Genomic DNA, 19961 nt, shown 5'->3' with positions numbered 1-19961 from the left:
GTGCGTGCTTGATGTGGAAAAAGGCCTGTCAGACGAAGAAATGGCCTGCATTCTGGAAACAGCCATCACGCACCGTGTGGCGTCCACGGCGTTGACCTCTCTGGTGGCGGCGCGCTCCGGCGTCTTTTGGCAGGAAGCTCCTGTGGATATCTCGCTGACAGGCGAATCCGTATCGGCCATGCGGCTGCGCGAGGGAGCAGCCTATATTGTGTTGGGCGGCAGCGGCGGCATTGGTCGCACGTTTATGCATGAGCTGGCAGCGCAGGCCATTGCGCAGCAGTGCCGCATCACGCTGGTGCCTGTGCAGCGCCAGCCGCGTTCTGTTGATTTCTGGGAACAGATTGAAAACAGTTGGGTTGCAGTTCAGCCATGCTCTGTGGATCTGAATGACCATGAGGCTTTCATGAAGGCTGTGGACACTGTGCTCGCGCAATATGACAAAATAGGCGGTATTGTTCATGCCAGCGGTGTTACCGGCGGCGGCCTGATGCAGGCGCAGTCCGACGGAGTGCAGAATACGGAAAACTGGAACGCCAAGGTCGTTCCCCTGCTCGGTATTGAAAAGATTTTGCAGCACAGGAACGTAGATTTTGTAGTTCTCAATTCTTCCATCGGCGCCTTATGCGGTTCGGTGGGGCAGTTGGACAATACAGTGGCGAACATACTGCTGGATGTTTGGGCCTCCCGGCAACAGGCGCAGGCAGGTTCGCGCGTTTTGAGCCTGCGGTGGGATGTCTGGCGGCAGGTCGGCATGATAAACAAGATGGCCTCCTTGCACGAACGTCTTTCCGGGGAAGAGCTGAAGGGAGGAATCACGCCAAACGAAGCAATGCTGGCCTTCAGAACCTGCTTTGCGGCCGATGTGGCAACGCCTGTTGTGAGCGGCCGCAACCTGCTTTCCATGCTGAGTGAATCCCGCGCCCGACGGGGGCTGGCTACAGATGCCCTGGAGTCGGCGAACCTCAAGGTCGAGGGCGCAGCGTCGCAGCGTCCGGTGCTGGCTGTCCCATGGAAGGGCGCGCGCCATGTGCTGGACAGTGTGTTGATTGCCCTTTTTGAGGCGCGTTTGGGCCTCACGGGCATTGGCATTGACGACGACTACGTAGAACTGGGAGGCGACAGCCTCATGGCCATGCCACTGGCAAAGGAGATACGGGAACTGCTGGATCTTTCTTCGTTCAGTGTTGCCCAGATTTTCCGGCGCAGAAATGTCGCCAATATTGCAGACGCGCTGACGGAATCCCCCGAGGAAAAAGAACGTCTTTTCGCGCTGGCCGAACTGCTTGAAAGCATCAAGCGTATGACGCCGGGTGAAGTTTCAAAGTCTCTGGAGGTTCTGTCATGAGCATGACCGCAGAGCAGTTGCAGCTTTTTGCCCGGTTGGCCAACAAAAACGGCCTTACCAGGCCACCCCAGGAAAAAACCCCGACAGACAACGAAGCGCCGCTTGAATTTCCAATGACAGATGTGCAGTGGGCCTATTGGGTTGGCCGCACGACAGGCGTCAAACTGAGCGGCGTGGCAAGCCACGGATATCAGGAATTCGACTGCGGTGCACTTGATGTCGATCTGCTTCAGACCTCTTGGGACAAGGTTATAGCACGGCACGACATGCTGCGCGCCACGGTGACGGGAGATGGCGTGTTTCGTGTGCAGCCCGAGGTACCGCCGCTTCGCTGGGACATTGAAGACCTGCGTGGGCTGGGTACGGAAGAAAAGAAACATCGTCTTGAAGCCAGGCGGCAGGCATTTTCACACCGTATTCCCGATCTTTCGGTATGGCCGGTGATTCTGCTTGGAGCCAGCATAGTTGCTGACGATTTCGTGCGCATCCACCTGAGTTGCGATGCCGTTATGGCAGACGTGTACAGTATTGGCAATTGCCTGCGGGAACTGGGAGCATTTTACTCTGACCCTGGTTGCGAGTTGCCTGCCCCCGGCATGACCTTCGGGCAGTACATGAAGGAACAGAAGCGGAAAGAAGAATCTGCGATTTACGAAAATTGCCGGGTGTACTGGCATAACCGACTGGCGGATTTTCCGGCAGCGCCGCAGTTGCCGGTACGGGAAAACCCTCCGCAGGCCCAGCGTTTTCGCCGCCTGAGGGCCGGGTTGCAACTGGAAGAATGGGGGACGTTCAAAGCCATGTGCGCCCGGTTCGCCCTGACTCCGTCAGTGGTTCTTTATGCGGCCTTTGCGGCCATAATGGGAAAATGGGCAGCCAAGGCGGAATTTTGCCTTAATGTGACGGTTTTTGACAGGGATTCAGAAAATCCGGCTATCAAGGATGTGGTGGGCGACTTTACTTCCACCATGCTTTCAACAGCCAGAAAAAAGCGACAGGAAGAAAGATTTATTGACTATGTCAGAGAGCTTGACGCCGTATTCTGGAGAGATTTCGAGCACAGCGCATTCTCGGGCATAAAAGTTCTTCAGGCTTTATCTGAAAGGCGCAAGCATTCCGTCCTGATGCCCATCGTCTTCACCAGCACTATTGGTGCGGGCGATGTGGGTGAAATACTTGATATCAATAACGGGGTGTTCGGCAAGCCCGCGTACACCATAACGCAGACTCCTCAGATATGGCTGGATCATCAGGTTCTTGAAGAAGATGGAACATTGGTTTTCAACTGGGATGTCGTTGATGGCATTTTTGATGACGCCGTGCTCAAGGATATGTTTGAAAGCTACACCAGATTTGTTGAAACCCTTGCGCATCCGGGTACGGACTGGCAAAAGCCTGTTGAGATTCCCCTGCCGGAAGAACAGCAACTGCGCCGTAACGCGCCACCTCCTACCTTCCATCGGGATGACAGGCTGCTGCACCACGGCTTTCTGGATCATGCCCTGGCCTCGCCGGACAGGACGGCCATCGTCGCGCCGGACCGCACGTTGACCTATGGCGAACTTTTCACGGCGGCAAGGGATGTGGCCCGGCGTTTAAAAACAGTTTTGCCCCAAGAGACCAAAAACACGCTTGTGGCCGTGGCTCTACCCAAAAGCTGGGAACAGATAGCGGCGGTTCTGGGTGTACTGCTGACCGGGGCGGCGTATGTACCCGTAGATCCGGCGTGGCCCCTTGCCAGGCGCATGGCCGTGCTGCGACAGGGCATCCGTGCGGTTGTGACGGATGCGCAGGACATGCCCGCGGACTGGGCCGGCCTGCCACTGGCATCTGTTGCCCCTGTTGGCAAGGCGGAACCAGCCAGCAATGCCGATCTGCTTTCCTTGCAGCATGTTTCTCCTGACAGGCTGGCCTACGTCATCTTCACTTCCGGAACCACAGGAACGCCCAAGGGCGTTATGATGACGCACGAGGCAGTGCAGAACACCATTCACGATATCAACACACGGTTTAGCCTTTCCTCTGAAGACAGCGCTTTTGCGTTGTCGGCACTTTCATTCGACCTTTCCGTTTACGATATTTTTGGTTTGCTTTCGGTGGGTGGCCATCTTGTGCTGCCGCACAATACGGAGCTGCGCGACCCTTCCGCCTGGGCGCGCCGTCTTGCCGCGCATCCGGCGACAATCTGGAATTCCGTGCCGACGCTCTGGCATATGTTTATGGAACACGGCGAAGCACCGCCGCGTAGGCCAAGGCTGGCTCTGCTTTCTGGCGACTGGGTGCCGGTTCGTCTACCTCGGGAATCCGCGCGGTTTTCGCCGGAAACAAAACTTGTGAGCCTGGGCGGAGCCACAGAAGCAGCCATCTGGTCCATTGCCTATGAAATGTCAGTTGAAGATCCCCCGGCAGGGTGGAAATCCATTCCTTATGGGCGCGCTCTGACCCATCAAAGTATTAAGGTACTACATGAAGATCTGACCCCCTGCCCGGATGATGTGGTTGGCGAACTTTTTATCGGCGGGCGGGGGCTGGCCCTTGGTTACCTGGGCGACGAAATGCTGTCAGGCGAACGGTTCATCACCCATCCTGTTACCGGGGAAAAGCTTTACCGCACAGGTGATATGGGCCGCTGGCGAGACAACGGGCAGATTGAGTTTCTGGGCCGCCGGGATACGCAGGTCAAGATCAATGGCCTGCGCATCGAGCTTGGCGATGTGGAGGCCGCGCTGTCATCCCTGATGGGCGTTGCGGCAGCGGTCGCAGCAGTGATGCCGCTGGCGGGCGGGATGGACGGTCTGGCGGCCTATATCGTGCCGCAGGATGCACAGGCTCCGCCCCGGCCGGAAGAGTTGCGCGAGGCCCTTCTGGCAAAACTGCCTCACTATATGGTGCCGCAACGCTATGTGTTTATTGGCAGATTGCCTCTCTCTGACAATGGAAAAGTGGATCGCAAGCGTCTTCCTGTGCCGCGTTTTGAAGAAGCTGTGCCGGATGAAGCAGGCTCGGAACTTGAAGAGCGCATTCGCGCCGTTGTGGCACAGCACCTTGGCGTCTCGTCCTTTGGGCTTGACGACAAGTTTTTTGACCTTGGAGCTACATCCCTTTTGATGGTGAAGATTCACCGCGGTCTCAATCTGGTCCTGCCTGATCAGATCGCTCTCATACAGCTCTTTGAAGCGCCAAGCGTGCGGGCTTTGGCCCGTCTGATCGCTAAAGAAGAAAATGACGCTACCGGCAAAGGACGCGGGCATGCGGAGAAGAGGCTGGCGGCACGGAGTTCGCGCCGGAACAGAACCGGGAGAGACAAATGATGAAATTGCATGAAGAAAGAGTCGACGCCATTGCGGTTATTGGCGCTTCCGGGCGTTTTCCCAAGGCGGGTACACTTGAAGATTTCTGGGCCGCGCTGCGGGATGGAAAAAATTGCACGGATACTGTCAGCCTTGAAGCCTTGAAATCCAGCGGCGTTACTGATGCCGAGCTTGATGCCGAGGGATATGTTACGGCAATGGGCCGCCTTGACGGTGTAATGGAATTTGATGCCGGTTTTTTTGGCCTGAGCGCCCATGACGCCGCCTTGATTGACCCCCAGCAGAGAAAATTTATCGAGTGCAGCTACGAAGCGCTTGAAGAAGCCGGTTATGCATTTGATTCGCCTGATCGTCGTATTGGCGTTTATGCTTCGGCCAGTCATAGCTCTTATTTGCCGTCAGCCATTCTGGGAGCTGGTACGGCACGTGTGACTGAAGCGTTGCAAATGGCCATCGGCAATGACCGTGATTACCTTGCCACGCGGATTTCCAACCTGCTGAACCTGACGGGCCCCAGCCTTACGGTGCAGACCGCATGCTCATCGTCGCTTACAGCCATTCATCTGGCCTGCCAGAGCCTGCTTGCCGGTGAATGCGATATGGCCCTGGCGGGCGGGGTTTCCATTACTCTGCCGCAAACAGACGGATACCATTACCGCGAAGGGCTTATTCTTTCGCGAAGCGGCGTGTGCCGCCCCTTTGATGCGTTGGCTGACGGAACGGTCAACGGTAATGGCGTTGGCGTCATTTTGCTCAAGCCTCTTGATGCGGCGCTCAGGGATGGTGATCTTGTTCGTGCCATCATCCGGGGAACCGCCGTCAACAATGACGGATCGAACAAGGCCGGGTACACGGCTCCTTCCGTCCTGGGAGAGGCCGCCATCATATCCGAGGCTCTGGCTGTAAGCGGTGTTGGAGCGGAAGAGGTGGGATTCATCTCAACGCACGGTACCGCGACAGCCATCGGGGACCCCATTGAAGTGGAGGCCCTGGTTCGGGCTTTCAACACGGCGCAAACAGAAAGCTGCACCTTGGGAGCGGTCAAGGCCAACATTGGCCACCTTGACGCGGCAGCCGGGGTTGCCGGGTTTCTGGAGGCCATGCTCGCCCTTGAGCACAGGGAACTACCACCGATTGCCGGGTTCAATACGCCCAATCCCGGCCTGCGTCTGCATGAAACTCCTTTTGTCATCAGGAAAAAAGCCGTTATGTGGGATGCGGACAAGCGCTTTGCGATGGCAAACGCTTTCGGCTTCGGCGGAACCAACGTATCGGTAATTCTGGAAGAAGCTCCAAAGAGGGAAAATCCGGGCGTGAATGCGGAAGCCGGGCCGTTTATCCTGCCGCTTTCCGCCTCTACGCCAGAAGCCTTGCGCGCCTTGATGCACGCATGGCAGGCCAGCCTGCAAAATTGTGAAAATGTCGCTGATGCCTGCTGGGCTGCCGCCTGCCGGCGCAATCACTTCGCCTGCCGTGCGGCCGTCGTGGGGCAGGGGCGTGAAGATCTTCTTGATGCTCTCAAAGAAAAACTAAGCGCGGAAGGGACAGATGGGGCGGATCATGCCGAAAAACCATATCTGCAAAGCCCGGATTTTCCGGCAGCGGAATTGCTGCGTTGCCTCTGCGCTTCGTTTGAAAAAATTCGCATCACTGTTGAGCAACAGGCAGTTTCAGCCTCATTGTCTGTGGAAACCGCCCTGGCGCAGCAACGTTTCTGCTCGGATATGCTGGCCGATATCTGCCGGGATACCGGGATAGACGCCAATGGGTTGCAGTTTGTGCCTGGGGGCAATGAACAGGAAAACAGCGTCCGCTTTTTGCGTGAAGTGGCCGAAGCGTATGAAGCGGGCGAGTCCGTGCATTGGGAATTCTTGCTGGCGAAAATACCGCTTACGCCCTTCAGCCGGATCGAGCATTGCCATGCCCTTGCCCATCGGCGTGAGTGGGTGCCTTCTGACCCCGCCAGTTCCGCTCAGGCGGCGGCGGCCAGAATGGCCGTTTCAGCCGAGTATATTCTGGAACCGGAACTGTTGGCGCAACGAGAAGCTTTGCTTGAAGACCTTTGCGCGGCAGGGGTGGCGCGTGCGTTCGCCCGCCTCGGCTTTCCGGCCAGGACAACGGTGGCTGGCGCACTGGAGGCCATGCGTATTCCCCCCCAGTTTTCACAGCTTGCTGAAAGGCTTGTGGAGGCGCTGCACGAAAGAGGAATGCTGCAAGGTGAAGGCGATTGTTACCTGAACCTTGAGGAAATTTCAGACGAACGGTTCGATGCACTCAAAGAAGCCACACAATCTGTCTGGGATGCCTGGGGCGCCATGAAGCAGGTGGTCATTTCAACCGTGGACCATCTGCCGGAACTGTTGCAAGGGCGGCTTGATCTGCGTGAAACGTTCATGCCTAAAGGTGACTTGAGCGGCGCTCGCCGGGTGTACTCTGAATTGCCCAATTCCACATATTTCAACAGCCTTGTCCGGGAACACGTGCGCCAATGGCTGGCTTGCGCCGCGTCTGGAGAAGCCGTTCGTATTTTTGAAATCGGCGGTGGAACTGCCGCCACAACCGAACGTGTTTTGCCTTTGCTGCCGCCGGACAGGGCTTCTTATACATTCACGGATGTTTCCCCTGTGTTTTTGCGGCAGGCGCAAGAGCGCTTTGCCGAGTACGGCTTTCTGCGAACGGGCATTTTCAATATGGAAGAAAGCCCTGAGAAGCAGGGTTTTGAAGCCGGCATTCATGACATCGTCATTGCCGCCAATGTGCTGCACGCTGCGGAGGACCTGACTCTGGCGGTCCGGCACGCGTCTTCCCTTTTGCGTCCCGGCGGGCTGCTGCTTCTTTATGAAATCACGCGCGCCAATTTTTTGGGTGAAATCACCACCGGCCTTCTTCTGCCGAATATCTCGGACAGGGACGTGCGCGGCATTCAGCCGATGGCCTCCAATGATTTGTGGGAAGACATCCTGGCCGCCAGCGGGTTTGAAAATGTGCGTATACTGCCACAGGAAGGCCAGGCGTCCGCCGTGCTGCCCGACAGGGTGATCTCGGCCCGCCTGCGGCCGCAGGCAGATCATATGGATGTGGCTCTTCCCCGAAATTGTACTTACCAGACTGTCTGGGAGCCGAAAAAAGTTATGGGCGGCAGCGTGCCGCTGGGGTTGATTCTGCTTTTGGCAGACAGCGTCAACGCGCCGCTTTTTGAAACAGCGGCGCAGCATCGTGGGCTGCTTGTGCGGCATGTACCGGAACATCTGACGGCGGCTGATTTACAGGAATGGACACGCGGGCATTCAGTCTGCACGGTACTTGATGCCAGGGCCATAAGCGAAATTGAACCATCTCACGATTGCATAGAGCAGGAACGCCTTTGCGGCGGTCTGCTGAAACTGCTCGCGGAATTTACCTCCGCGGATTGCCCAGGTGTGGAATGGAACTGGATTTCCCTGACCTGGGGAGCTGCAGCAAAGGTACTGCATCCCCAGCAGGCGGCCTTTTGGGGAATGAACCGCGTGGTGGAAATGGGACATCCCGAATTCCATCTCAAGCAGTTTGATCTTGCGGACAAAACGGCGCATGCGGTGGAAACGGTCTTTGATGTTCTGCAAAGCGGCTCCAGCGAGGAGCTTAACGCCATCGCGGACGACCAGTGGCTGGTGCCGAGACTGGAGCGCTGCGCTGTTTCCGATTTTTCGCTGAACAATGCTTCTCCCGACAAAACGGGCTGGCAGGTGATTGTTGGGGGGCTTGGCGGCCTTACGCTGGCTGAATATCTTGCGGCAAAAGGCTTTCGTAAAATAGTGCTGGTCAGCCGCCATGCTCCGGACGCTGTAACAGCAGGCCTACTTTCCGGCTTAGGGAAACAAGAATGCACTGTTGTTGCCGTCCAGGCGGACGTCACAGATTACGCTGCCCTTGACCGGGCTGTTGCCTCCCTGGAAGAGAGTGCTCCAGTGCGGGGCATTTACCACTGCGCGGTGGTCAAAAGGGTGAATGATGCCGACGAGCGTGCGCCGTGGGATGCTTTTCGTCAGATTTTGGCTCCCAAGGTGCAGGGCGCATGGAATCTTCATCGGCTGTCCATTGACCGGCGGATGCATCTGGACCATATGGTGCTGTTTTCGTCTTCCGTGAGCGTGGTGCCGGCCTACAGCCTGCCGCACTATGTGGCCGCCAACACGTATCTGGACGCGCTGGCGGTCTGGCGGAAAGGGCAGGGTTTGCCTGCGCTTTCCATCAGTTGGGGGGCCTGGAAGGATGTGGGCACGGTTTCGGACCCGGCGCAGGCCGATCATCTCAGGAATGGCGGGCTTCACAGTCTTGCTCCCTCTGAAGCATTGGCGCTTCTGGCAGCCGCACAGGAGCGCGAGGTTGCGCATCTGGCTGTCATGAAAGTTGACTGGACACGGTTGATGCGCCAGTTCGGACACCGCGCTCCGGCATACTTCAAAAAGGTTGCGGGCAATGCCCATGCAAAAGCGGAAAGCCGTGTGCCTTCCAGCACCAAGCCTGTTCAGGATACTGCTTCTGCGCGACAGGATATTCTCACTTGCCTGCGGGGAACATCTGAAGAATCTAAACGGCGCGCATTGTTGGAAAAGTGGCTCACGGGCAGGTTCGCCGCGCTTTTGAAGATTGCGCCCGAGGCCGTTGACCATACGGTCAGCCTTTTTGATCTGGGCGTTGATTCGCTGATGTTCATCGAAATGTCCGATGGGCTTGAAAAGGCTCTGGACATCAAGATTTCTCCCAGCAGCTTGTTGCAGGATTTTTGCATTGAAAAAATGGCCGCAAAGCTGCTGCCTGACCTGAAGCTGGAAACTGCAAAGGCAAGTGCTCTTGCTGACCTGCTCATTCCCGAACCGGAAAAAAAATATGAGCCTTTTCGCCTGACAGACGTACAGAGGGCCTACTGGGTTGGCCGCCGTCAGGAGATGGCCCTGGGTAATACCGCCTGCCAGGGATACATAGAATTTGACTGCGAAGCCCTGGATGTGTTGCGTCTTGAAGACTCCTGGCAGCGGCTGATTGACCGGCACGATACGCTGAGAACAATTATCGAAGAAGAAGGATTGCAACGGGTGCTCGAAAAGACGCCCCCGTTCAGAATAACGGTCCACGATCTGGAAAATCGGCCTGGGGCTGAGCAGCAGGAGGCCCTTCAGGCCGTGCGCGACCGTCTTTCGCACAAGGTGCACGACCCTGCGGTATGGCCGCTTTTCGATGTTGAGGTTTCTCTGCTTTCGGACGGTGTGCGGCGCCTTCATGTGCTCATGGATAATGTCGTAATGGATGGTCGGAGCATCAGCATACTTCTTGCCCAATGGGCATCGCTCTACCACAATCCGGAACTTTCACTACCGGCGGAGACTGTCTCTTTCCGGGATTACGTTTCGCCGGTGGACCGCTGTCGGGCGCCTGAGGCTTTTCACGAAGCGGAAACCTACTGGAAGGAGGAAGCCAGGCATCTGCCTCCGGCTCCGGCTCTGCCCCTGGCAAAGGACCCGGCATCCATCAGTAAACCACGGTTCGTGCGGCACGATTACCGTATGAATCCCGATGTATGGGAAGCCCTGAAGGCAGCCGCAGGGCGGCATGGCGTAACATTTTCTTCCGTGCTTCTGGCCGCCTATGCGGAAATTTTGGGCCTGTGGAGCCGCTCGCCCGACCTGACCGTGAACGCGCCTGTTTTTACCCGGCTTCCTGTGCATCCGGACATCAACAATGTGGTGGGCGAATTTACCTCAAGTGTGCTGGTGCGTTGCGAAACGGGCAGGAGCAAATCCTTTGCGGACAAGGTAAAGGCTGTCCAGCAGCGAACGTTTGACGGGCTGAAGTTCTGCCAGATGAGCGGCGTTGAGGTTATGCGGCGTAAAATTCGTGACGGCGCGTCTGCCGAATCCGTGCGGATGCCGGTGGTCTTTACCAGTACCTTTGGTCTGGCAAAAATGGCCGACACCGGATTTGCTTCTTCCATTGCCGGATTTTCCTCGCTGGGCCGTGAAATTTACAATATCAGCCAGACACCACAGGTCTGGATAGACAACCACGTTCATGACCGCGACGGAACGCTGAGCATCTATTGGGATACGGTTGAAGAGCTGTTTCCTGAAGGTATGGTCGGCAGCATGTTCGGGGCTTATTGCCGCCTGCTTGAACGTCTTGCCGAAGACGCTGCATCCTGGGGAGACTTTTCGCCCGCCTCGCAGGTATCGGAAGAGGAAATATCCGTACAGACTACGGCTGCTGCCGGGCTGCTGCATGCGGGATTTTTGCGAAACCTGGTGGAACAGCCTGACCGTTTGGCGGTCGTTGATGGGGAGCGCAGCCTTACCTATGCGGAGCTTTTCAGCGTAGCCGCAGGCCTGGCGCATCGGTTGGGCAAGGTGCTTGCTGCCGCCGGAGAAGATACGCCCCTTGTGGCGGTAGCGCTGCCCAAGGGCTGGCGACAGGCCGTGGCCGTGCTCGGCGTGCTGTTTGCCGGTGCGGCCTATGTGCCTATTGATCCGAACTGGCCGCTTTTGCGACGCCGGGCCGTGCTTGAGGAAGCAAGGCCGGTTTGCCTTGTCGCACTGTCTACGGAAAATCCCGAGACCTGGAATGGTATGCCGATTTTTGCCGTCGACGAAGCCGCTCCGCAGGCTGCTGCGCCGGATACGTTTCTTCAGGCCAGTTCAGACAGTCTCGCCTATGTCATCTTTACTTCAGGCACAACCGGAACGCCAAAGGGCGTTATGATGAGCCATGCCGGAGCTATGACCACCATTGCGGAAATCAATCGCCGCTTTGCCGTGACGTGGGCTGACAGGGTTCTGGCTTTGTCGTCCCTTACATTCGATCTGTCGGTGTATGATTTCTTCGGCATCTGGGCTGCTGGAGGCGCTGTTGTCATTCCGGGCGAAGACGAGGTTCGAACCCCGGGTGTCTGGCGGCGTCTGATGGAAGAGCACGCCATGTTCTGGCAGATGCTGCTGGAGTCCGGGGAAATTCCTGACCGGTCGCCCCGGCTGGTTCTTTTGAGCGGCGACCGCATTCCCCTGAGTCTGCCCGGAAAAAGCGCGGAGCTTTTCCCCCATGCCCGGATGGTAAGCCTGGGCGGCGCGACAGAAGCGGGCATCTGGTCTATCTGCCATGAAATGCTGCCGGACGATCCGCAACCGGGCTGGCAAAGCGTACCCTACGGCAAGGCGCTCGCCGGGCAAAGTTTTCATGTGCTGCACGACGACTTGCGCTTCTGCCCCCAAGGCGTTGCAGGCGAGCTGTATATTGGCGGCGCGGCCCTTGCGTTGGGCTATCTGCACAATAAGGAAAAAACAGAAGAAAGCTTCATCCTGCATCCTGTTACGCAGAAAAGGCTGTACCGCACAGGAGACCTGGGCGTCAGGCATGCCGATGGCGAAATCGAGTTTCTTGGCCGTACGGATTCGCAGGTGAAGGTGGGCGGATTCCGCATTGAGCTTGGTGATGTCGAGGCTGCTCTTGCAGCCATGCCTGAAGTGAGCCATTGCGCCGTGGTGTTGACAAAATCCCGCCAGCTTGCAGCCTTTGTGGTGCCTGCAGACGGGAGCCGCAGCCCGTCAGAAGCGGCAGCAAGGCTGTTTCTGGAGGAAAGGCTCCCCCGGTATATGGTTCCGGCTTCTGTCAACGTGATTGAGCGCATGCCCCTCACGCCCAATGGAAAGGTTGATCGGTCGAAGCTGATCGATATCTGCGCCGGAGACAGACGCACGGCTTCGGATGAGGCACGTTCCGGAAGTTCGCCTTCCGAAGCCATGCTGTGCGACATCTGGGGCGAAGTGCTGGAAGTCGCCGTGGCGGCTTCGGATAACGTGTTTGCTCTCGGGGCGGATTCTCTTGCTGCCGTACGGGCCGAAACGCTCCTGAAACGCCGGTACGGCATCAAGCTTTCAATTCAGACAGTATTCGATCAGCCCGTTGTGCGTGAAATGGCAAAATCGCTGGACGCGCACGTTCAGTCCGATGTGTCTACCTTGCGCGACTCCGGATCTTCAGACGTGCTGTTCTGCCTTGGCGACGCTGTCACCGACGGAAGCAGCTTTCACGATTTTGCCCGATACTGGCCTTTGGGCCATGTCAAAACCGTGTCCGTCCTTCCCAAAGACAAGGATACGCTCGAAACCGTCATTGAGCGTATCAGCCGCCACATTTCCCTTACACAACCGCAAGGCCCCCTGAGGTTGGCCGGTTACTGCGCGGGCGGGTTGCTGGTCTGGCTGGCTGCGGAACATCTGCGCAAACTTGGCCGTGTGGTCGACAGGTTGATCCTGATTGACTGCATGCCGCTTCCCCCAGGCATCCATAATGCGCCCGAGTCTCTGGAGGGCATCGTGATGGGTATGGCCGGGCATTCTTCGCCCGAGTTGCTTGAGAACCTTGGCAGCCTGTGCGCCATCCTCGAAAGCGCGGAATACCGCAACACCGACGTGCCCTTCACCTTTGTGGAAAGCAAGGAAATCGTCGGGCAGGGCATGGGTTTTGAATTTTGGCGTTCACGGGCAAGTTGCGCTCACAAAATATCTTCACCAGGTAACCACGCCAACTGCTTGAAGCGCAAACAGTTGCTTGAGTGGATAGGGCGGCTGATTGACTGGTATGAAACAGACGGGGGGGAGCAGCATGCCTGAAACCAGCCCCTGGCTTATCTTTGACAAAAAACCCGGCCCGGATGATCTGATCCTGTTTTGCCTGCATTTCGCAGGCGGGCATGCGGCCCTTTTCAGGCAATGGCAGCAGCATGCTCCGGCAGGCGTGGTTGTCTGCCGGGTGCAGATGCCCGGCCACGGCACACGCATGGCTGAGGAGCTTCTGACCGACATGTCCTCACTTGTCGACGGCTTGCAGGAGGCCGTGCAACGCTGGATCGGGCGCCGCCATGCTTTTTTCGGCCATTCGATGGGCGGAACCGTTGCTGCGGAGTGGGCGCTGCGTCATCAGGACGAAAACTTGCCTTTGCCTGAGTGCCTTTTTGTCAGCGCATCGGAACCCACGCACGAAAACTGGTGGCCTCCCTGCCGGGATCTTCCCTCCGATGCGTTCAGGTCTTTCATCTTCAAAACCGGTGGCGTGCCCAGGGAAGTTCTGGAGCATGAAGAGCTGATGGCGCTTTTTGAACCCATCATCCGGGCTGACTACACCGTGCTGGAAACGTGGGCTCCAAAGCCGATTCGCCCTATCCACGTGCCAATGGTCGCCTTTGCCGGTCTGGATGACCGCGTGGTTCCCGTGGAGGTGGTGGCAGAGTGGGAACGCTTTGCCGCGGCATCGTGGGAACTGCGCATGATGCCGGGAGGGCACTTTTTTATCCAGACACATTCCGAGCTTATTATGCGCAGTGTTTTCGACCATCTGAAAAATTTATAAAGGAGCGGCCTATGAATAGTTTGAGCAGTGTTTCAGATGCCATCGCGCCCTTTGAAAAACAGAACGTCATGCGGGCCGTGGTGCTCTACAAAGCTGAAGACGAAAAACTCATGGCAATTGCCGATGAGGATGAACGCCTCAAGGCCGCCATTCACGTTGAACGTAATATTCCCATCCCTGTTCCCGGTACGGGCGAGGTGCTTGTAAAGGTCATGGCCGGCGCTCTCAACTTCAACACCCTGTGGGCGCTGAAACGCAAGCCGGTAAGCACGTTCGACCGTCTGGCAAGATTTGCCAAACTTGATCCCGATGCCGTTCGTCACAACCTCGATTACCAGATCATGGGCAGCGACGGTGCAGGTATCGTAGTCAAGGTGGGCGAAGGCGTCACAAACTGCCGTCCCGGCGATCACATCGTTATTTATCCAGTGGTGTTCAATCATCAATCGCCAGAGGCGATGGAAGACTATCTGTTTGACGACCACAGCCGCATTTGGGGGTACGAAACAAATTTCGGTTCTTTTTCGGACTATTGCCTTATTCGCGCAACCCAGGTTCTGCCGAAACCCAGACATCTTTCCTGGGCCGAGGCAGCAGCTTTACCGGGGGCCAATTCCACTGTGTACAGAATGCTGATCTCGCCCAACGGGGCGCAGCTAAAAATTGGCGAGAGCGTGCTCATCTGGGGCGCCAGCGGCGGCATCGGCAGTATGGCGGTGCAGTATGCGCTCAGAACCGGGGCTTTTCCCATTGCCGTAGTTTCTTCCGAGGAAAAGGCCGAGCTGGTGAAGGCGCTTGGTTGCCGTGCGGTGATTGTTCGCCACAATGAAGAAAACGAATTCGTCAATGACGACGGCACACCGGATATGCGGCGTCTTGTGCGCTTTCGGCGTGAAGTATTACAGGTCAATGAAGGCAAGTCGCCGGATGTGGTTTTTGAGCATCCGGGGCGCGGCACGTTTTACGCCAGTGTATTTGTTGCCGCCAATCGGGGGCGTATTGTCACCTGCGGGTCCACAACGGGGTATGAGCACCTTTACGACAACAGGTATCTCTGGATGTACGGTAAACGTATTATTGGCTCCCACTGCGCCTCCTGGAATGAAGCCGCGAGGGCCAATGATCTCATATGCAAGGGATTGATCATGCCGGCACTCAGCAGCGCGTTTTCGTTGGACAGATTTGAAGACGCTGTTGAAGAACTGAAAAACAATCATGTTGGAAAGGTATCCATACTCTGCAATGCCGAAACCATTGATGAAGGTGTTGAAGATGTGGAATTTCGCAATGTCATTGGCGAAAAACAGTTCAGAATATTCCGCAAAAAGGAAAAATGATGTCCACTGCGCCGGAAAAAATGCAAAGCCCGCTCAATGTCTACTGGCAGGCTGCCATGCCGGAGTGGGGCAAGCTTTCGGTAACGCTTTTGCTTGCCTGCTTTGCTGCATTGCTTGAAATTGTACCCTTTATCCTGATTTGGCTTATGGCCGAAGAAGCCATGAGCGATATCCCCCAGGTGGAGACTATTCTCTGGCTGACGGGGGGAATTTTGGGGGCCGTGGTTTTGCGCTTTCTGGCGCAGGGGGGGGTGACCATACTCGGCCATCTGGCCGGGTTTAGGTCAGAGTGCCGCCTGCGCAGCCAGCTTGTTGAGCGGATAAAATCTGTTGTGCCTGTGGCAGTGGAGGGGAAAAGCAGCCATCTGAGCCGGGCAGTTATGGATGAAGTGGGCCGCCTTAACACTATCCTGGCCCATACCATTCCTGATGCGGTAGCGGGGTTGTTTTTGTCACTGGTGTGCGTGGGGTTGCTGTTCTGGATCGACTGGCGGCTGGCACTGGCCTCACTTGTCATGCTCGCGCTTGGGATATGGGCTCAGGGGCGGATTGCAAAATCATCGCCGGAGCTCTTCGTACGCTGGGTACAGGCGGACGGCAGGGCTTCTTCGGCGCTTCTTTCCTACGTCAGGGGACTGGCCACATTACGGGCTTTCAACCGGCAGGCAAATTCCCTTGAAGAAGTGACAGACAGTATTTTTGCCATTGGCAGACTGGCGGGAGACGTAACCCGTGTTTGCGCCATGCCTTATTCCCTTTTCGGTCTGGCCATGACTACTCCGTTGCTGGTGGTATTGCCCTTTGCACTCCTGTTTTACGCATTGGGCTCGCTTACAGCTTCAGATCTGCTTTTTGCCACGGCAGTCTGCGGGGTCATGCTTCTTCCTCTTACCAAGGTCATGATGAGCCTGTCGGCCCTGCGGATGCTTCAGGCCGGAGCAGCCCAAATTCAGGCTGTGCAGAATCTGCCCGTGTTTGGTGAACAGGCTTCGCCCCAATCCGTCGCAGGTGCTGAAATTGTTTTTGAAAATGTCTCCTACCGGGTGCAATCCGGCTCAAATGACGGCGTTACTGTATTGCAGGATGTAAGCTTTACGCTACCGCAGGGTCGTATCACTACGGTGACTGGCCCGTCGGGTTCAGGAAAAACAACCCTGGCCAGACTTCTGGCCCGTCTTGATGACGTTTCCGCTGGCCGTATTCTTATTGACGGACAGGATATCCGCTCCATTCCCCCGCAGCAGTTCCAGCGTCTCATCAGCATTGTTTTTCAGGATGCCTTTCTTTTTCACGGCACGATACGCGAAAACATCCTTCTGGCCAGACCGGAAGCGACAGAAGACGAATTGCTTCAAGCGGTGGAAGCGGCGGGCTGCACAGAAATGTTGAAGATTCTGCCCCTGGGCATGGATACCCCTGTGGGGGCCAATGGATTTGGTCTTTCCGGCGGCGAGCAGCAGCGTATAGCCATTGCGCGGGCTTTTTTGAAAAATGCCCCCATCCTGATTCTTGACGAGGCCACCGCCCACCTTGACCCCATTGCGGCCAAGGATGTGTCGCGCAGCTTGAACCGGCTGATGGCGGGCAGAACTGTTTTTGCCATCTCACATCGTTTGCACGAAATTGAAAATGCCGACGCCACTCTCGTTATTGTAGGCGGTTCCCTTGAAGCGAAGGGAACGCATGAGGAACTGTTGGCACGTTCCGCAATCTATCAAAATCTCTGGTCCCTGCAGAAGCGGTCAAGTTCGTGGCGGCTCGGCAGAGAACGTGCGTGAGGGGAGAGGCATGATACGCGAATATCTCGGTTTTGATCTGACGGAGTACCGCGACGGCAATATGGCCAAGGGGGTGATCTATGCGTCCCTGGGGGCCTGCGCTGAGGCTTTGCCCTGGTTTATGGCGGCGCTGGCGCTGCCCTATGTTCTTGAGGGCGGGGATGGAGCTGTGGCGGCGGCAGTCGTACTTGTGCTTGGCATTGCGGGTTTTTTGCTGGGCCTTGTTTTCAAGATGCGGGCGCTCAACGCCAATTTTGATGCAACCTACGCAATGGTGTCACACGCCAGGCTTTTTCTTGCCAACCATCTGGCCAGGCTGCCGCTTGGACGTGTGCTTTCACAGCGTGACGGAGCCTGGGCTGAACTCATGACAGCGCAGTTCAGCATGTATCAGGATATTGTCACAACTGTATGGGGTTGCGTGGTGGCCGGCACCGCTTTTCCTGTCCTGCTCTGGCTTTTGCTGCTCTGGCTTAACTGGGCCAGCGCCCTTGTACTTTTGCTGGCATTGCCGGTGGCCATGCTGAGCGTGCCGCTGTCCTACCGACTTCTGGATGGTGCGGCGAAAAAAATCGCCACTGCCCGGCAAACAGCGGCAGTAAATGTGCTTGAAATTGCCACCGGAGCAAGGGACTTGCGATTCTTTGATCCGCGTTGCCGGCGGTATGACGCCACACTGCGGTCTCTTGAGCACTACCGCGATCAATCAATAAAAACAGAAGTGGCCCCGGCTCCGGCCTTGCTGTTGTTCAGCCTTGTCATCTTTATTGGCGCGGCCCTGGCCATAGGCGTTGCAAGCGTGCAGTTCGCAACCTGGGGCGGCAGCCCGGCCAGCTATTTCGTGGTGGTTCTTCTGACCTTGCGACTGGCAATGGCCATCAATGAATTCGGCCCCTATCTGGCGGAAATGCGTTTTGTGGGTACCATCATCAACCGTATCCGCAAGGTTTTGGACGAGCCGGTCATGCCGCAGGCAGTTCAGGGGCAGAACCCTGAGGACGGTTCCATTGACGTGCGAAATGTATCCTTTGGTTACGGTGATACCGAAGTTGTCCGCAGTATTTCCCTGCATGTCAGGCCAGGGAGTATGGTTGCTCTTGTGGGGCCATCCGGTTCCGGCAAGAGCACGCTTGCGGCCCTGATCGCACGTCTTTGGGATGTGAAGGAAGGTGTTGTGCGGATAGGTAATGTAGATGTCAGGGATATTGATGAGCCAACACTGCACAGAACTGTCAGTATGGTGCTGCAGGATGTGTTTCTTTTTCCTATGTCGGTGGCGGACAATATACGCCTTGGCAGGGCGGACGCGCCAATGGAATGCGTGATGGCGGCGGCAAGGGCTGCTTGCATTCATGAGCGCATCATGCAGTTGCCGCAGGGCTATGAGACCTTGCTGGAGGGCGGCGATATTGCGCTTTCTGGCGGTGAACGCCAGCGAATAGCCATAGCCCGTGCCATTTTGAAGGACGCTCCAGTGCTGATTCTTGATGAGGCCACGTCCAGTCTTGATCTGGAAAATGAAGCCGCAGTCCAGCAGGCGCTCGCCAACCTTTGCCGTGGAAAAACAACCATTGTCATCGCACATCGCCTTTGGACGGTTCACGACGCTGATGAAATTTTCGTTCTGGATAAAGGAAAAATCAGGGAGCACGGGGCGCATGCTGAGCTTCTTGTGGCTGATGGCCTTTATGCAAAGCTGTGGAAGGCGCAAAATGAAAATGCCTAACTGCGGCGCCTTCGAATGCGGGCATCATGACTATACGGCAGATATGGATGCCGCAGTATCTGCCCTTGACCTGGAGCAGGCTCCTGTCGTGATTATAGCGAACAAAGGTTTATCGGCCCGGATTGAAAATAAGCATCTCTCCACTGAAGAAAGGGCGCGCGAAGCAAAATTCATCAGGCAAGAGGATCGTCAGAGATTCAGAATAACGCATTTTCTCAAGCGTCGCGTCTGTGCGGCATTTACAGGCATTCTGCCGGAGCAAATGAGCTTTGGCACGGATTCGAATAATAAGCCCTACCTTAAGGCGTTTACCGGCCTGTTTGCCTTCAACTTGTCCCACAGTGGAGAGTGGGGTGGTGTAGCTGCTGGCAGGGCCGATTCATTGGGATTCGATGTACAGGCTGCCACTGAGCTGGCGAATTTTCCGATGGACGAAATCACACACCCGCAGGACTGCATCCGGGCTGACAGCCCTGCCTCAGCGGCTTTGGTATGGGCTATCAAGGAGGCCGTGGTTAAGGCCAACGGCATTGGCCTTGGTCATTCGCTCAAAAACCTGTGCATTGAGTGCACACCGGACGATGCGGTAAAATCCGTACAACTTTTGGGGCAACGGTGGTTTGTACGTCACGGCGCTCTTACGGACGCCAGCGCCATTGCCGTGGCAATGAAGACATGGGGTCAGAAAGAAAAATTCCAGCTGCTGGAGGTGAAATTTTGATATATATATTATGGGAAGACACCGACTCCCGGCTCCAGCTTCAGAAATACTGTCCCTGGTTAAGAGAGGGGGAACATTAACTTCGGTTGAGAGGAGACGGTATGGAAACAACGAAAGAGATGTATGCTGATGCCGGTGAATTTTATGATGTAATGTCGGGAAGGCTGTGGGAGCGCAGGAAGAAATTTCTGGAAGCTCTGTCACGTGTTGCGGATGTGGAAGGGGCGGTTTTGGATATCGGCGCTGGTACGGGGCATGGTGTTGTGGCCGCAGCTGAAGTTTTGCCCGGCGTGGATATCTTTGCGGTGGAACCCTCGCCGACCATGCGCGCCGTGCTTGTGTCACGCATCATGCAAGCAGAGGATCTA

Annotated in this window: 9 protein-coding genes; all 9 read left to right on the top strand. The window is 56.5% G+C overall.

What is annotated here, in order from left to right; translation table 11 throughout:
• Positions 1 to 1345, top strand: a 1345-nt coding sequence (locus QZ377_RS08560) for an SDR family NAD(P)-dependent oxidoreductase (RefSeq protein ID WP_291440743.1), incomplete at its 5' end; no start/stop codon positions are given.
• Positions 1342 to 4656 carry an amino acid adenylation domain-containing protein gene (locus QZ377_RS08555; protein ID WP_291440742.1) on the top strand — a complete coding sequence of 1105 codons (3315 nt, stop codon included), beginning with the start codon at positions 1342 to 1344 and terminating at the stop codon, positions 4654 to 4656. The genes QZ377_RS08560 and QZ377_RS08555, both read left to right, overlap by 4 nt.
• Positions 4653 to 13295, top strand: a complete 8643-nt coding sequence (locus QZ377_RS08550) for a non-ribosomal peptide synthetase (RefSeq protein ID WP_291440741.1) — start codon at positions 4653 to 4655, stop codon at positions 13293 to 13295. The genes QZ377_RS08555 and QZ377_RS08550 overlap by 4 nt, the downstream gene beginning before the upstream one ends.
• Complete coding sequence (locus tag QZ377_RS08545) at positions 13288 to 14031, top strand: alpha/beta fold hydrolase (RefSeq protein WP_291440740.1); 744 nt, start codon at positions 13288 to 13290, stop codon at positions 14029 to 14031. Before QZ377_RS08550 ends, QZ377_RS08545 begins: the two co-directional genes overlap by 8 nt.
• An 11-nt stretch (positions 14032 to 14042) precedes the next feature.
• The gene (gene ccrA / locus QZ377_RS08540; protein ID WP_291440739.1) at positions 14043 to 15368 is read left to right on the top strand and encodes a crotonyl-CoA carboxylase/reductase; all 1326 of its coding nucleotides are present in this window, start codon (positions 14043 to 14045) and stop codon (positions 15366 to 15368) included.
• Positions 15368 to 17146, top strand: coding sequence for an ABC transporter ATP-binding protein (locus QZ377_RS08535; protein WP_291440738.1), 1779 nt, complete (start codon positions 15368 to 15370; stop codon positions 17144 to 17146). Before ccrA ends, QZ377_RS08535 begins: the two co-directional genes overlap by 1 nt.
• Before the next feature lie 10 nt (positions 17147 to 17156).
• Positions 17157 to 18872, top strand: a complete 1716-nt coding sequence (locus tag QZ377_RS08530) for an ABC transporter ATP-binding protein (RefSeq protein ID WP_291440737.1) — start codon at positions 17157 to 17159, stop codon at positions 18870 to 18872.
• Positions 18805 to 19593: a 4'-phosphopantetheinyl transferase superfamily protein gene (locus QZ377_RS08525; RefSeq protein ID WP_291440736.1), complete on the top strand. Its 789-nt coding sequence runs from the start codon at positions 18805 to 18807 to the stop codon at positions 19591 to 19593. The genes QZ377_RS08530 and QZ377_RS08525 overlap by 68 nt, the downstream gene beginning before the upstream one ends.
• A 101-nt stretch (positions 19594 to 19694) precedes the next feature.
• Positions 19695 to 19961 (top strand): class I SAM-dependent methyltransferase (locus QZ377_RS08520; protein WP_291440735.1); only part of this gene is annotated, 267 nt, incomplete at its 3' end.

It is taken from the genome of Desulfovibrio sp., assembly GCF_019424165.1.
In the GTDB taxonomy this organism is placed as follows: Bacteria; Desulfobacterota; Desulfovibrionia; order Desulfovibrionales; family Desulfovibrionaceae; genus Desulfovibrio.
Note: the sequence above shows the minus strand (reverse complement) of the source record. Positions and strands in the feature narration are given on the sequence as shown.